Raw genomic sequence first — 14,250 nt, forward strand, 5'->3', positions numbered from 1 at the left:
GCCCGTCGGGCGCTCAGTCATAGAGCCCCTCCAGCATCCAGCTGCCCGTCCGCGAGAGCGCCAGCACGGCGGTCTCCTCCCCGCTCGCGGAGCGCACCACCAGCTGCAGCCGGGCGGCGCGGTGCCCGTCGGGCGCCCACCAGCGCTCGTCGAGCACGGTCGGGGCGCTGTGGGCGAGCACCGGGTGAGCGCTGCCGGCGCGCAGCCCCGCGCGCTGCAGGGCGCCGGTCCCGGAGGCAGGGAGGCGCAGCTGCGCCGGCGGCCCGCTGAGCAGGCCGCGGGCGGTGACCACGACGGGGCGCCCGGCGGCGTCCTCGAGCAGCACCGGCGGCATCTCGCGGAACACGGTGGCCGGCACCGGGCGCGGCAGGGAGCCCGGCCAGGGGCCCTCGCGCCGGGCGGGCTTCTCGGTGCGCCAGGGCACGAGCGTCACCTCCTCGGCCAGCAGCCGCCCGCCGAGGGGCACCGGGACCTGCACCGCGTCCTCCCCCGCCAGGCCCTGGGCGCGGGCGAGGGCGCGCGCGGCCCGCTGGGCGGCCTCCCCGGCGCTGCCCCACAGCGCCGGGGCGCTCTCCCCCGCCGGGGCCAGCTGCAGCGGGTGCAGCCCGATCCGGGTGATCGCCCCGGTCGCGGGGCCGCCGAGGCGCGAGCGGGTGATCCAGCCGTCGCACTGCCAGCGGATGCGGTCCACCACGTCCGCCACGCTCAGCGCGCCGTCGTGCCGCCAGGTGCGCTCCATCTCCTCGCCGCCCTCGGTGCGGGCCGCGATCCGCAGCCGGGTGCACACCAGCCCGCGCGCCAGGAGCATCGCGTGCAGCTCCTCGGCCAGCGGGCGGGCGATGAAGGCCGCCTGGTCGGTGCGCACCAGCGGGGTCTCCAGCGTGGTCTCGGCGAGGATCGGCTGGGTGGGGTGGTGGGTCGCGGGCGGGGCGCTCTCCCCGCCGCGGGCCAGCAGGTGCAGCGTCGCCACGTCGGGGCCGAAGCGGTCGGCGACGGCGGCCGAGGGCAGGGCCGCGAGCTCGCCGAGGGTGGTGATGCCCAGGCGCTGCAGCAGGTCCACGGTCTCCCCGAGGTCCAGCCGCCGCTCGGGCCGCTGGGCCGAGGGCTGGCCGCGATGCCCCCAGCCGGGGCCGACGGGCGCTCCGGCGAGCGCGGTGATCGGGTGCGGGGCGAGGTAGTCGGCGCTGCGGCCGGGGCGCACGATCCGGCCCGGTGCCGAGGCCAGCAGCGCGGCGAAGGGACCGTCGGCGATGCCGACGGTGCAGTCCCAGCCGGTGAGCTCCGCGACCGCGTCGAGGATCCGCTCGGCCAGGATCTCCTCGCCGCCGTGGTGGCGGGCGGGGCCGCGGGCGGACATCAGCAGCACGCCCGGGCGCAGCACGTCCACGCCGGCCGCGATCGTGTCCACGGCGGCGGCGACCAGCTCGAACAGGGCGGCCTCGTGCTCCCGGTCCGCCTCGAGCACGAGCGCCTCGGGGCAGGCGGCCCGGGCGGCGCGGCGCTTCATCCCCGGCAGCACCCCGGCCGCACGGGCCGCGGGGCCGGCATGGGTGACGCGGTGCTGGTCGAGCAGGAGCACGGGGGCGACAGCGAGGTCGAGCGCGGGGGCGTCGGCATCGAGGCGACGCTGGTGGCGGTCCAGCGCCGCGAGCAGCGGCCAGTCCGGGACGGTGACGGCGACGGTGCGCGTGGCCGCGCGGGCTGCGGGAGCTCCGGCGCCGCCGGGGCCCGCGGCCGGCGGCGTGCGGGTCGGGGTGCTGGTCATCCGGCCCTCCTGGCCGGCTGCAGCAGGCGCATCGGCTCCCGCTGGGCGGGAGCCGCCACCGCGGTGCGCGGCGAGGCCGCGATCATGCCGCCCACCTGGGGCAGCAGCACCTCGACCTCCCGCTGCCCGGCGATCCCCCGGCCCTCGGCGGCGACCGCCAGGCGGCGACGGCGCAGCCTGCCCGAGCCGCCGCCGAGACCGTCCCACCCCCGGGCCGAGGCCCGCAGCGCGAGGTCCGCCCGCCCGGGCGGCGCGGCGGCCAGGAGCAGGGTGTCAGCAGTGCGGGCGCGTCCCTGCAGGCTGCGCCAGAGCGCGGGGGTCAGCGGCAGGTCGGGGCCGAGCACGAGGACCGCCACCCCGTCCGCGAGCGCGGAGAGCACCTGGGGGCTCTGCTCCCCCTGTGCCGGGGCGAGGGCCAGGCGGCAGGGGTCCAGACCCGCGTCCAGGGCGGAGCGCAGCCCGAGATCGGGCATGCCGGCGATCGCGCACCAGGAGTCCTCCCCCGCCGCGGCGAGGGCCAGGGACAGCAGCAGGGAGGTGGTCGCGGCCCCCTCGATCGCGACCGAGCCGCCCGCGCGCAGCGTCCCGCGGGGGAACAGCGGCGCGAGCGGGCCGGGCACCGGCAGGCGCACGCCCAGGCCGTCGTCGGCGGAGGAGGTCTGCTGCTCCGGGGCCGAGGCCGGACGCAGGGCGGTGCGGTCGATCCTCCCGCCCCAGCGGGCGGCGCTGCGCTCGGCGGCGCCCAGGGTGGCGCGGGCCAGGGCCAGACGGTCCTCACGCTCCCCGGTCCGCTCCGCCGTGCGGATGGCTGTGGCCATCGATCCTCCTTCCCGATCCTTGCGGAGCCCTCGCCCCACGCTCGAACAGGTGTTCGAACTCTACGCCTCGACGGGGCGCTCCTCAAGGTGTGCAGGTCGTTGCATCGAACGTACGTACGGAGTCTGATGGAGGGGTCCGACAGACGACGGGACGGCGCCGGGGAGGGGCCCGAAAGCCGCCGCGCGGGTGCCCCGCCCTGGTCTGCGATCATGAGAGCTCGCACACGCCTGTCGAAAGGGAGATCCATGCGCGCACTGGTGCTGCACGAGAAGAACCGGATGGCCATCGAGGAGGTCGAGCCCGTCGGCTCCCCCGGCCCGGGCGAGGTGCGGGTCGCCATGCACACCGTCGGCATCTGCGCCTCCGACGTGCACTACTGGACCGACGGCAAGATCGGTCCCTTCGTCGTCGAGGCGCCGATGGTCCTCGGCCACGAGGGCTCCGGCACCGTGGTCGAGGTGGGCGAGGGCGTGAGCCACCTGAGCGTCGGCGACCGCGTCGCGATGGAGCCCGGGGTGCCGGACCCCAGCTCCCGCGCCGTGCGCGAGGGCAACTACAACGTCGACCCCGGCGTGCAGTTCTGGGCCACGCCGCCGGTGCACGGCTGCCTCACCGACGAGGTCATCCACCCCGCCGCGTACACCTTTGCGCTCCCGGACAGCCTCAGCTACGCCGAGGGCGCCCTCATCGAGCCGTTCTCGGTGGGCATGTTCGCCGCCACCAAGGCCGACATCGCGCCCGGGGACGTGGCCGCCGTGGTCGGTGCCGGCACCATCGGCATCATGACCGCGATCGCCGCCCGCGCCGGCGGCGCCAGCACCGTGTACATCTCCGACGTGCTGCCCGAGAAGCTCGCCCTGCTCGAGGGCATGGAGGGCATCGTCCCGGTCGACGCCACGACGGAGGACCTCGGCGAGCGCGTCCGCGCCGAGACCGGCGGCTGGGGTCCCCAGGTCGTCTTCGAGGCCACCGGTGCCGCTCCCGCGTACAAGAACCTGTGGAGCCTGCCGGCCCCCGGCGGCCGCATCGTCCTGGTGGGAATGCCCGTGGACCCGGTGCCCTTCGACATCGCCACCGCACAGAGCCGCGGCATCTCGCTCGAGACCGTGTTCCGCTACGCGAACGTCTACCAGAAGGCCATCGACCTCGCCGCGACCGACGCCGTGGACCTCGGCCGCTTCGTCTCGGAGACCTTCTCCTTCGACGACTCCGTCGGCGCCTTCGAGCGCTTCCTCGAGGGCCGGCCGACGGACGTGAAGATCCAGATCACCTTGTGAGGATCCATCTCCTCCGGCATGCGATGCCCGTCCCGGATCCGAGCGCAGCGCCCACCGACTGGCCGCTGAGCGAGTCCGGGAGGGCGGCGGCGATCGCGCTGCGGGACCGCGTGCCGGAGGAGATCCAGGTGCTCAGCAGCCCGGAGGTGAAGGCCGTCGAGACCGCTGTGCTCGTCACGGGCCGCGTGCCGCGGCTGGACGCGCGGTTCGGCGAGGTCACCCGTCCCGGGGAGCCCTTCGACGAGGCGGTGCGCGACCGGCGCCGGGCCTGGGTCGGGGACCGTCACGACGAGCGGCACCGGGGGTGGGAGACCCCGCACGAGGCCGGACGACGCTTCGGGGACGCGCTGAGCGAGCACCCGGGTGAGGATCTGCTGGTCGCCACCCATGGCATGGTGATGACGTCCTGGCTCGCCAGCATCGGGCTGCTCCTCCGCGGAGAGGAGGCCGCGGCGTTCTGGGAGGCACTGACCTTCCCCGATCTGGTCGGTGTGGAGGTCTCTGCGACCGGCGCGAGGATCATCGGCCACGGAGTGCCCGGACGCCCGCTCAGCCGTTGAAGCGGAAGACCCGCTCCCCCACCGCGCCCCAGACGGCGATGAGCGCCGCACCGGCACCGAAGGCGTTCAGCTCCCCGCGCCCGTCCTCACCGCGGCGCACCGCGGAGGAGACGAGCACCAGCCCGCCCGCGAGGTTCGCCGCACCCCACACGGCGTTGACGGCGGGCGAGGACTCCCGCCCGCCCAGCGGCGTGAGCATGCGCCGGCCGGCGGCGGCGCAGGCCAGATGCGGCAGGCTGTTGGCGCACAGCACGCCCGCCGCGAGGGCTCGGGTACGGGACATGATGGACCTCCTCGCTCGGCGACGGAACCATCGCATCACGGTGCACCGCCATGGCGGGAGCGACCTTCGTCGGCCCGTGCCGGGACCTCAGGAGCCCGTGCCGTCGAAGGCCTGCCGGCGCCCTTCGGAGATGACCTCGACCCGGACTCCGAGAGCGATATTCGTGCCATCGCCGGGGACGCACCCCGCTAGCCTCGAGCCGTGAGCACCCATGAGGACACCCGCCGCGCCTGGGACGAGGCCTCCCGCAAGCATGTCGTGGAGTACGCCGAGCACCTCGAGCAGGCACGCACCGCGCGCCTGTGGCCGGTCGAGGAGGAGCTGCTCGCGCCGCTGATCGACGATGCGGAGGTGCTGCATCCGCAGAGCGGTCACGGGCTCGACGATCACGCCCTGCTCCGCCTCGGAGCGCGCAGCGTGGTGGGGATCGACTACAGCCCCACCGCCGTCGGCGCCGCGCAGCGCCGGGCCGAGGAGCTCGGCGTTCCCTGCCGCTACGAGGTCGCCGAGCTGCCGGACACGGGCCTGCCGGAGGCCTGCGCGGACCTCGTCTACACCGGCAAGGGCGCACTGATCTGGATGGGTGATCTCGACGCCTGGGCGGCAGAGATGCACCGGCTGCTGCGTCCGGGCGGGCACCTGTTCGTCTACGAGGCCCATCCCCTGGTCCCGCTGTGGAGCTGGGACGCGACCGAGGCGTGGGTGCGCAGCGATCGCAGCTACTTCGCCGCCTCGCACGTCAACGACACCTTCCCCGCCCGCGGGGCGACCGAGCACCAGCGCACCCTGGCCCAGCTGGTCATGACCCTGCAGCGTGCCGGCTTCGCCCTGCAGCACCTGGCCGAGCATCCCGATCCGTTCTGGATGCCGGAGGACGGCGAGCGCGCCGCGGCCTGGGACGGGCGTCTGCCCAACGCGATCAGCCTGCTGGCCGTGCGGAGCTGATCACCTCGGCGCGTCCCCCGGGCCCGGCGTGGGGCACGATGGCGAGCATCGCGACGTACGGCGAGGGCCTGGGCAGCTCCTCCTCGCGCGCTGCGCCGCAGGACGGGAGGCCCGCCCTGCCCCGACTCGCGCGCCGCCGACCACGAGGAGCACAAGGTGACCACGATCCACTGGACCGAGGGGGACGCTCCGCAGTCCGCGCTCTGGCACTCCGAGAACGGGGCGCCGGCCCCGCGCCGCGTCGTCGTCGCGGACGACCGGATGACGGCCGATGCGGCGCACCGGCTGGCCTGCGAGGGCACCGCCCTGCTGTGGCGGGGCGACTACCCGGGCGCGCGCCAGCTGCTGCAGGCGATGGGCCGACGGATCGATCGCAAGCCCGCACCCCGCGGGAAGGACCTCGCGGAGTCCTTCCACCTCCATCGCCGATCCCGCAGCCACCGCGCCCGCGTGCTGGGCCATCTCCTGGTCGTGCTGGAGGCGGACCACACCCTGGCTCTGCGCCGCGCCCCGGAGGTGCGCGAGGCGTGCACCGAGGCGTACGGGCCGTCCACCGCGCCGCGGGCCGTCGCGCTCACCGAGCTGCAGGGGGTGATCGGCGCGCATCAGTGGCGCCTCAAGGGCGTGGAGATCCCCGCCCTGGGGGCTCGCATCCACCCGCACTACGGCGTGTTCTCCCCGGTCCGCGGGGAGTACATCGATCTGGTGGCCGAGGCGCCGCTGCCCGCTGCGGCGGTCGGCGGCACCGCCTTCGACCTCGGCACGGGCACGGGGGTGCTCGCCGCGGTCCTGGCCCGCCGCGGCATCGGCCGCGTGGTCGCCACCGACATCAGCCCGCGCGCCCTGGTCTGCGCCCGGGAGAACATCGCCGCGCTGGAGCTCTCCGGGCAGGTCGACGTCCAGGGCCCGGACCTGTTCCCCGACGGGCGCGCGGACCTCGTCGTCTGCAATCCTCCGTGGATCCCGGCCCGGCCCACCTCGGTGGTGGAGCTCGGCGTCTACGACGACGGCAGCGGCATGCTCCGCGCGTTCCTCGACGGGCTCACCGCGCATCTGAGCCCCGGCGGCGAGGGCTGGCTGGTGCTCTCGGACCTCGCCGAGCGCCTCGGCCTGCGCCGCCGCGAGGAGCTGTCGGCCCGGATCGAGGCGGCGGGACTGCGCGTGGTGGATCGCACGGACACCCGGCCGCGACATCCGCGCGCGCGGGACTCCTCGGATCCACTGCATGCCGCCCGCGCCGCGGAGGTCACCTCGCTCTGGCGCCTGGCGCCCGCCTGAGGAGCGACGACCGCTCGCGAGGGAGCCGGTGCGTCGTTCGGTCGGCGCGAGGAGCGTCCGGCTCAGCGCGTCGCGTAGAAGGCCACGGCCGAGGCGGCGGCCACGTTCAGCGAGTCCACGCCGTGCATCATCGGGATCGTCACCCGACGGTCCAGCCGCTGATCCGTCGTCTCCAGCAGCCCGTGGCCCTCGCTGCCCAGCACGAGCGCGAGATCGCGGGGGTCCTCGGCGACGAGCTCGTCGAGGGTGATCGCCCCCTCCCCCAACGTCAGTCCGGCCACCGTGTAACCCGCCTCCTGCAGCTCGTCGATCGCCCCGGGCCAGTGCTCGATCCGCGTCCACGGCACCTGGAAGACGGTGCCCATGGAGACGCGCACGCTGCGGCGGTACAGCGGGTCGGCGCAGGTCGGCGTCACGAGGATCGCGTCCACGCCCATCGCGGCGGCGGAGCGGAAGCAGGCGCCCACGTTCGTGTGGTCCACCAGGCCCTCGAGGATCGCCACCCGAGAGCGACGCCCCGCCCCGGAGCTCTCGCCGCCTCGCGCCCCGGCCAGCAGCTCGGCGACCGTCGGCAGCACCGGACGCTGCATCGCGGCGAGCGCCCCGCGGTGCAGGTGGAAGCCGGTGAGCTGCTCGAGCAGCGGCTCCTCCCCCACGAAGACGGGCACCTCGGGGAAGCGGGAGTACAGCGGCGCGAAGCGCTCAAGCCACTTCTCGCTCATGAGGAAGGAGCGCGGCGCCATCCCGGCGGCCAGCGCGCGGGAGATCACCTCGTAACTCTCGGCCATGAACAGCCCGCGCTCGACCTCGACGCGCGAGCGCAGGCGCACATCGGTCATGCGCAGGTAGTCGTCCAGCGCCGGATCGGCGAGGTCCGTGATCCGGCGCAGCTGGGGGGCCTCCACGCCGGCGTCAGTTCAGCGAGAGCGAGCGCGCGGTGAAGCGCTCCCCGCGCTGCTCGACCACCAGCGGCAGCCCGAAGGTGCGGGTGAGGTTCTGGGAGGTGAGGGTCTGCTCGATCGGGCCGGCCTCGACGATCTCCCCTTCGCGCAGCAGCACGACATGGGTGTAGCCCGGCGGGATCTCCTCGACGTGGTGGGTGACCAGAACGGTCACCGGGGTCGCCGGGTCCTTGGCGAGGCGGCCCAGGGTGCGCACCAGGGATTCGCGGCCACCCAGGTCCAGGCCCGCGGCGGGCTCGTCCAGGAGGAGCAGCTCGGGGTCGGTCATGAGGGCGCGAGCGGCGAGCACGCGCTTGCGCTCGCCGGTGGAGAGGGTGCCGAACATCCGCTCGCCCAGATCGCCGACGCCGAAGGCCGCCAGCAGCGTCCGGGCGCGCTCGAGGTCGACCGCGTCGTACTCCTCGCGCCAGCGGCCCACCACGCCGTAGCCGGCGGTGACCACGACGTTCTCCGCCGTCTCCTCGGCCGGGATCGTCTCGGCGAGCTCCTGGCTGGCCAGGCCGATCAGCGGGCGCAGCTCGAAGATGTCGACCTTCCCGAGCGTCTCGTCGAGGATGCCGACCGTCCCCGAGGTGGGGTGCAGGCGTGCCGCGAGCAGGCGCGTGAGGGTGGACTTGCCGGCCCCGTTGGGGCCCAGGACCGCCCAGCGCTCCCCCTCCCCGATCTCGAGGGACACGGTGCGAAGGAGGTCCTTCCCGCTGCGTCGGACGGTCACGTCGGTCAGAGAAGCTGCTGCGGCCATGCTCCGAGCCTATCGTCCTCGGAGGCCCCCTCTGCTCCCGCGTGGCGGACGCCTCGCCCTAGACTGACCGGGCCCGATCCGCCGCTGAAGGAGGTCGCCGTGCCCCACCGCCCCGTCGCCCTGCACGCCTCGCGGGGGTCCGTCGCGGCCGCCGTGGTCCGAGAGGGCATCGACGCCCTGCTCGCCGAGCACGAGGACGAGGTGCCGCTGGGCTTCCCGCCCGAGGTGCTCGCCGAGGCCGAGCGCGCCGCCGCCCGCGAGCTCACCGACCTCGAGCGAGCGGACCGCACGGACGTCCCGTTCGTGACCCTGGATCCGGCCACCTCCACGGATCTCGACCAGGCCATGCACCTCGAACGGTCCGGGGACGGCTACCGGGTGCTCTACGCGATCGCGGACGTGCCCTGGTTCGTGCCCCTGGACGGGCCGCTCGACCACGAGGCGCGGCGCCGCGGCGAGACCCTGTACCTGCCGGACCGCCGGATCCCCCTGCACCCGGAGATCCTCTCCGAGGGCGCGGCCTCACTGCTGCCGGAGCAGACCACCACCGCCTTCGTCTGGCAGCTGGATCTCGATGCGCGCGGCGCGGTCCAGGGGATCGGCCTGGAACGGGCGCTGGTGCGCTCGCGCGCCAAGCTCGGCTACGACGAGGTGCAGGCCGCGCTCGACCGCGGCGAGGGTCATCCCACCATGGTGCTGCTGGAGGAGATCGGCGCGCTGCGCGGACAGCTCGAGGCCGAGCGCGGCGGGGCGAGCCTGAACGTCCCCGAGCAGGAGGTCCTCGCCGAGGGCGAGCGGGTGCACCTGGCCTGGCGCACCCCGAATCCGATCGAGGACGCCAACGCGCAGGTGTCCCTCATGACCGGCATGGCGGCCGCCTCCCTGATGCTCGAGCACGGCGCGGGGATCCTGCGCACCATGCCGCCCGCCTCGCCCCGGGCCGTGGACCGCTTCCGCCGGCAGACCGAGGTGCTGGGTGTGCCCTGGCCCGCCGAGCAGGGGTACGGCGCCTATCTCGCCTCCCTGACCTGGCGCGACCCCGTGCATCTCGCGCTGCTGAACCAGGCCGCGACCCTCTTCCGCGGCGCGTCCTACACGGCGTTCACGCGGCACGAGGAGATCCCGGAGCAGCCCGAGCAGGCCGCGATCGCCGCCCCGTACGCGCACGCCACCGCGCCTCTGCGCCGGCTGGTGGATCGCTTCGTGCTGCTGGTCTGCCACGCCCATGCTCGCGGCAGCGCCCCTGCCCCGGAGCTGCTGGCGGTCCTCGGCGAGATCCCCGCGGCGATGCAGCGCTCGGGCGCCGCCGCGGGCACCCTCGAGCGCGAGGCGATCCGGCTGGTGGAGACGGCGGCGCTGGCCACGCAGGTGGGCGAGGTCCTCGACGCCTCGGTCATCGAGCGCCGAGAGGCCCGCGAGGGCGACGGTGCCGAGGGCTCCCCCGCCCGGGTGGAGGTCCAGCTCACGGAGCCGCCGGTGACCGCGTGGGTGACGATGGACGCGCCGATCGGCGCGCGGGTGCGGGTGCGCGTGGACTCGGTCGACCCCCTCGCGCGGCGGGCGACGCTCGTCGCGGCGGACGACGCCGCGGGAGCCGCATGAGCCCCGCGGACCCCGCCGCCGCGGGCCGGGATCTCGTGGCCCTGCCCCGGGCGGCGGTGCTCATGCTGTGGACCTCCGTCTACCTGCGCGGTGATCTGGGGCCCGACGACGCCGCCGCGCTGAGCGACGGGGTGGGGCGCGGCGTGCCCGGCGGGGAGGGCGAGGACCTCTTCACGTGGATGACCGCGCTGCGCCGCCTGCCGCTGGCCCAGCTGCGCCTGGTCCTTCCTGTGCCCGGCCGGATCGCCGGGCTCGTGGGACCGCCCGCGGCGATCACCGCGGCGCTCGAGGCGGAGCAGGCGGTGGTCGTGACCGCCGCCGGCATCGCCGACCACACCCTGGTCCCGGAGGTGGTCGACGACGAGGTGGAGGGCCGGCGGGTCCACGCGGTCTCCTGGCGACGGATCGCGGCGCCCCTGGGGGCGCAGGTCGCCCCCGCAGCATCCTCGGGCGGCGCCCGCGAGGAGCTGCTGCACGCCCTGCGGCGCGCCGCGACCGGCAGCGTGGAGCTGGACCTGGTTCCCGACGAGCCCGTGGAGTCCGCGCGGATCCCGCCGGGCTGGACCTCCACCGCGCTGCCGCGGCACCTGGATCCGGGAGCGGCGCACCTGCTCTCCCTCGCCGCGCGCACGCTCCTGCTGACCCGCTCCGAGATCGACGAGGGTCACGGCCACACCGTGCACCTCGCCGAGGCGCTGGCCCGGCGCGGCCTGCTCGACGAGCTGCACGACGCGGCCCGGGCGGCGCTGGTCGAGACCGTCGAGCGGATCGTCGCCGCCGACGAGCGCTGACCCCCGGGAGGGCTCAGGCGCTGCGGGAGAGCACCGTCTCGTACACCTCGAGGGTGCGCTGGGCGATCGAGGACCAGGAGAAGTGCTCGGCGGCGCGGCGCCGGGAGGCCTCGCCCATCGTGCGGGCCCGGGAGGGATCGGAGACCATCCGCACCAGGGCCGCGCGCAGGTCCTCGACGAAGCGGTCGGGATCCACCGGCGTGCCGGTGCCGTCGTCGACCTGCTCGAGCGGCACCAGGTACCCGGTCTCCCCGTCCACCACGACCTCGGGGATGCCGCCGGTGGCGGAGGCGACCACGGGCGTGCCGCAGGCCATCGCCTCGAGGTTCACGATCCCCAGCGGCTCGTAGACGCTCGGGCACACGAAGGTGGTGGCGTGGGTGAGGATCTGGGTGAGCTCGTGGCGCGGGAGCATCTCGGTGATGAGGTGGAGGCCCCCGCGGGTGGCCTGCAGCTCCTCGACCAGACCGTCCACCTCGGCGGCGATCTCGGGGGTGTCCGGGGCGCCCGCGCACAGGACCACCTGGACCTCGGCGGGCAGCTCGCGCACGGCGCGCAGGAAGTACGGCAGGCCCTTCTGGCGCGTGATCCGGCCGACGAAGACGATCGTCGGCGCCTCCGGGTCGATCCCGCGCGAGGTCAGCGCCGAGGTGTCGGGATTCGGGGCCCACTGGTCGAGATCGATCCCGTTGTGGACCACGTGGACGCGGTCGGGGTCCACGGAGGGGTAGGCGCGCAGGATGTCCTCACGCATGCCGCCGGAGACGGCGATCACCCCGGCGGCGCCCTCGTAGGCGGACCGCTCGGCGAAGGAGCTTAGCCGGTAGCCGCCGCCCAGCTGCTCGGCCTTCCAGGGCCGCAGTGGCTCCAGGGAGTGGGCCGAGAGCACGTGCGGCGCACCGTGCAGCAGCGAGGCGACGTGGCCGGCGAAGTTCGCGTACCAGGTGTGGGAGTGGAGGAGATCGGCGCCCGCGCAGTCCGCGGCGATCACGAGGTCCGTGCCGAGCGTGGCCAGCGCCGCGTTGGCTCCGGCGAGCTCCTCCGGGGTGCTGTACGAGACGGTGCCCTCCTCCGCGCGGGGCTCGCCGAAGGCCCGCACGCGGACCTCGATGTGGGGGCGCAGCACCCGTGTGAGCTCGGCGACGTGGACCCCCGCGCCTCCGTAGACCTCGGGCGGGTACTCCTTGGTGAGCAGATCGACGCGCATGACCGGATCCTCCTGTTCGGGCGGCGCACCGCCAGCCGTGCCGGCACCGGTGCATCCCAGATGGATCATCTCGGAGTGACCGGTGCCACCTCTGGGCTATCCTCGCACCATGTCGTCCAAGAAGGTCCTCGCCATCGTTCTCGCCGGCGGCGAGGGAAAGCGGCTGATGCCCCTCACCCTCCACCGGGCGAAGCCCGCTGTGCCGTTCGGCGGGATCTACCGACTCATCGACTTCGCGCTGTCGAACATCGTGAACTCCGGGTACCTCAAGATCGTGGTGCTCACCCAGTACAAGTCGCACTCCCTGGACCGCCACATCGCCGCCACCTGGCGCATGAGCTCGCTCCTGGGCAACTACGTCGCCCCCGTCCCCGCGCAGCAGCGCACCGGCAAGCACTGGTTCCGCGGCTCCTCCGACGCGATCGCCCAGTCGCTGAACCTCATCTACGACGAGAAACCGGACTACGTGCTGGTGGTCGGCGCGGACAACATCTTCCGCATGGACTTCTCCCAGATGCTCGATGCCCATATCGAGTCCGGGAAGTCCTGCACCGTCGCCGCGATCCGGCAGCCGATCGAGCAGTCGGACCAGTTCGGCGTCATCGAGACCGACGCCTCGGATCCGACCACCATCGCGGCCTTCGTCGAGAAGCCGACGCAGACCGAGGGACTCGCGGACGACCCCTCCTCCGTGCTCGCCTCGATGGGCAACTACATCTTCACCGCCGACGCCCTGGTCGAGGCCGTCACCCGGGACGCGGGCGACGACGGCTCGAGCCACGACATGGGCGGGAACATCGTCCCCGGCTTCGTCGAGCGCGGCGACGCCGGCGTCTACGACTTCCTGCACAACGACGTGCCCGGCTCCACCGATCGTGATCGGGACTACTGGCGGGACGTGGGCACGCTGGACGCGTTCTACGACGCGCACATGGACCTGATCTCGATCCACCCGGTCTTCAACCTCTACAACGCGGACTGGCCGATCTACACCGGGCACCGCAACGAGCCGCCGGCGAAGTTCGTGCACGCCGGCCCCGGCCGCGTGGGCTCCGCGGTGGATTCGATCATCTCCCCCGGCGTCGTCATCTCCGGCGCCCAGGTCTCGAACTCCGTGCTCTCGCCGGGGGTGCGCGTGCACTCCTGGTCCCAGGTCTCCGACTCGGTGATCATGGACGGCGTCTCCATCGGCCGCCACTGCCAGGTCCATCGGGCGATCATCGACAAGAACGTGGTGGTCCCGCCGCGCACCCAGATCGGCCTGGACCCGGAGCAGGACCGGGCCCGCGGCTGGGTGGTCACGGACTCCGGGATCACCGTGGTCGGCAAGGGAACGGTCATCGAGCCGTGAGGGGCGACGCACAGGGCGCGACCGGCCTGCTGGTCTCCGACGTCGACTCCACCTTCCTCACCCAGGAGGTCATCGAGCTGGTCGCGGACCATGCCGGGGTGCGCGAGCAGGTGGAGGAGATCACGACCGCCGCCATGCGCGGGGAGCTGGACTTCTCACAGTCCCTGCGCGCCCGCGTGGCGCTGCTCGAGGGGCTCGAGGACTCCGTGTTCGCCGCGGTCCGCACACAGCTGGTGCCCACGCCGGGCGCGCTGGAGCTGGTGCGGCGCGCGAAGGAGGCGGGCTGGGTGACCGCCCTGGTCTCCGGCGGATTCCACGAGATCATCGACGAGCTGGCCGCCGAGGCCGGGATCGACCATGTCCTCGCCAACCGCTTCGAGGTCGAGGACGGCCGTCTCACCGGACGCGTCTCCGGTCCGATCATCGACGGCACCGCCAAGCGGCGCACCCTCGAGGAGCTCGCCGCGCGTCACCGGGTGTCGACCCGGCACGCCGTCGCCATGGGCGACGGGGCGAACGACCGCGAGATGCTGCGGGCGGCCGGCACCGGCATCGCGTTCCGGGCCAAGCCCGCGCTGCGCGAGGTCGCCGACGTCTGCCTGGACGGGGAGTCGCTGCTGGACGCATGGCCGCACCTCGAGGCGGCCGCAGCGCGCTGAGCGCCCGCC

The 14,250-nt window shown here is 74.5% G+C and carries 14 protein-coding genes; 8 read left to right on the forward strand and 6 right to left on the reverse strand.

Going from position 1 to position 14,250, the window contains the following annotated elements:
• Positions 1-13: 13 nt before the first annotated feature.
• Both CXH06_RS08660 and CXH06_RS08665 read right to left on the reverse strand, forming a co-directional pair.
• On the reverse strand, positions 14-1,765 hold the full coding sequence (locus CXH06_RS08660) for a DNA polymerase Y family protein (protein WP_114854776.1): 1,752 nt from the start codon (positions 1,763-1,765) through the stop codon (positions 14-16).
• Complete coding sequence (locus CXH06_RS08665; RefSeq protein ID WP_114854777.1) at positions 1,762-2,583, reverse strand: hypothetical protein; 822 nt, start codon at positions 2,581-2,583, stop codon at positions 1,762-1,764. Before CXH06_RS08665 ends, CXH06_RS08660 begins: the two co-directional genes overlap by 4 nt.
• 246 nt (positions 2,584-2,829) lie before the next feature.
• Between CXH06_RS08665 and CXH06_RS08670 the strand changes: the two genes are divergently transcribed.
• Together CXH06_RS08670 and CXH06_RS08675 are read left to right on the forward strand one after the other, a co-directional pair.
• Positions 2,830-3,861 carry an NAD(P)-dependent alcohol dehydrogenase gene (locus CXH06_RS08670; RefSeq protein WP_114854778.1) on the forward strand — a complete coding sequence of 344 codons (1,032 nt, stop codon included), beginning with the start codon at positions 2,830-2,832 and terminating at the stop codon, positions 3,859-3,861.
• A 23-nt stretch (positions 3,862-3,884) separates the two neighbouring features.
• Positions 3,885-4,421: a histidine phosphatase family protein gene (locus CXH06_RS08675; protein ID WP_114854779.1), complete on the forward strand. Its 537-nt coding sequence runs from the start codon at positions 3,885-3,887 to the stop codon at positions 4,419-4,421.
• On the opposite strand, the gene CXH06_RS08680 is transcribed toward CXH06_RS08675, so the two are convergent.
• Positions 4,411-4,704 carry a hypothetical protein gene (locus tag CXH06_RS08680; RefSeq protein WP_114854780.1) on the reverse strand — a complete coding sequence of 98 codons (294 nt, stop codon included), beginning with the start codon at positions 4,702-4,704 and terminating at the stop codon, positions 4,411-4,413. The two genes, CXH06_RS08675 and CXH06_RS08680, sit on opposite strands and share 11 nt — an antisense overlap.
• Before the next feature lie 201 nt (positions 4,705-4,905).
• On the opposite strand from CXH06_RS08680, the gene CXH06_RS08685 reads away from it, so the two are divergent.
• Positions 4,906-5,649 carry a class I SAM-dependent methyltransferase gene (locus CXH06_RS08685; RefSeq protein ID WP_114854781.1) on the forward strand — a complete coding sequence of 248 codons (744 nt, stop codon included), beginning with the start codon at positions 4,906-4,908 and terminating at the stop codon, positions 5,647-5,649.
• Between the two features lie 156 nt (positions 5,650-5,805).
• Positions 5,806-6,927, forward strand: coding sequence for a class I SAM-dependent methyltransferase (locus tag CXH06_RS08690; RefSeq protein WP_114854782.1), 1,122 nt, complete (start codon positions 5,806-5,808; stop codon positions 6,925-6,927).
• Positions 6,928-6,989: 62 nt separating this feature from the next.
• On the opposite strand, the gene CXH06_RS08695 is transcribed toward CXH06_RS08690, so the two are convergent.
• Entirely contained in the window at positions 6,990-7,832 is an 843-nt protein-coding gene (locus CXH06_RS08695) for an RNA methyltransferase (RefSeq protein ID WP_114854783.1), read from the reverse strand.
• Positions 7,833-7,839: 7 nt separating this feature from the next.
• Positions 7,840-8,631, reverse strand: a complete 792-nt coding sequence (locus CXH06_RS08700; protein WP_114854784.1) for an ABC transporter ATP-binding protein — start codon at positions 8,629-8,631, stop codon at positions 7,840-7,842.
• A 99-nt stretch (positions 8,632-8,730) separates the two neighbouring features.
• Between CXH06_RS08700 and CXH06_RS08705 the strand changes: the two genes are divergently transcribed.
• Both CXH06_RS08705 and CXH06_RS08710 read left to right on the forward strand, forming a co-directional pair.
• Positions 8,731-10,233: an RNB domain-containing ribonuclease gene (locus CXH06_RS08705; protein WP_114854785.1), complete on the forward strand. Its 1,503-nt coding sequence runs from the start codon at positions 8,731-8,733 to the stop codon at positions 10,231-10,233.
• Positions 10,230-11,024 (forward strand): hypothetical protein, encoded by a 795-nt coding sequence (locus CXH06_RS08710; protein ID WP_114854786.1) that lies wholly within the window; start codon positions 10,230-10,232, stop codon positions 11,022-11,024. The genes CXH06_RS08705 and CXH06_RS08710 overlap by 4 nt, the downstream gene beginning before the upstream one ends.
• A 13-nt stretch (positions 11,025-11,037) precedes the next feature.
• On the opposite strand, the gene glgA is transcribed toward CXH06_RS08710, so the two are convergent.
• Positions 11,038-12,231, reverse strand: coding sequence for a glycogen synthase (glgA, locus tag CXH06_RS08715; protein WP_114854833.1), 1,194 nt, complete (start codon positions 12,229-12,231; stop codon positions 11,038-11,040).
• Positions 12,232-12,340: 109 nt separating this feature from the next.
• Here glgA and glgC point away from each other — a divergent pair, with 109 nt between their 5' ends.
• Positions 12,341-13,582, forward strand: a complete 1,242-nt coding sequence (glgC, locus tag CXH06_RS08720; protein ID WP_114854787.1) for a glucose-1-phosphate adenylyltransferase — start codon at positions 12,341-12,343, stop codon at positions 13,580-13,582.
• A complete protein-coding gene (serB, locus tag CXH06_RS08725) occupies positions 13,579-14,241 on the forward strand; it encodes a phosphoserine phosphatase SerB (protein WP_114854788.1) in 663 nt (220 codons plus the stop codon). Before glgC ends, serB begins: the two co-directional genes overlap by 4 nt.
• The last annotated feature ends 9 nt before the right edge of the window (positions 14,242-14,250 follow it).

The organism is Brachybacterium sp. YJGR34 (assembly GCF_003347015.1).
Classification (GTDB): domain Bacteria; phylum Actinomycetota; class Actinomycetes; order Actinomycetales; family Dermabacteraceae; genus Brachybacterium.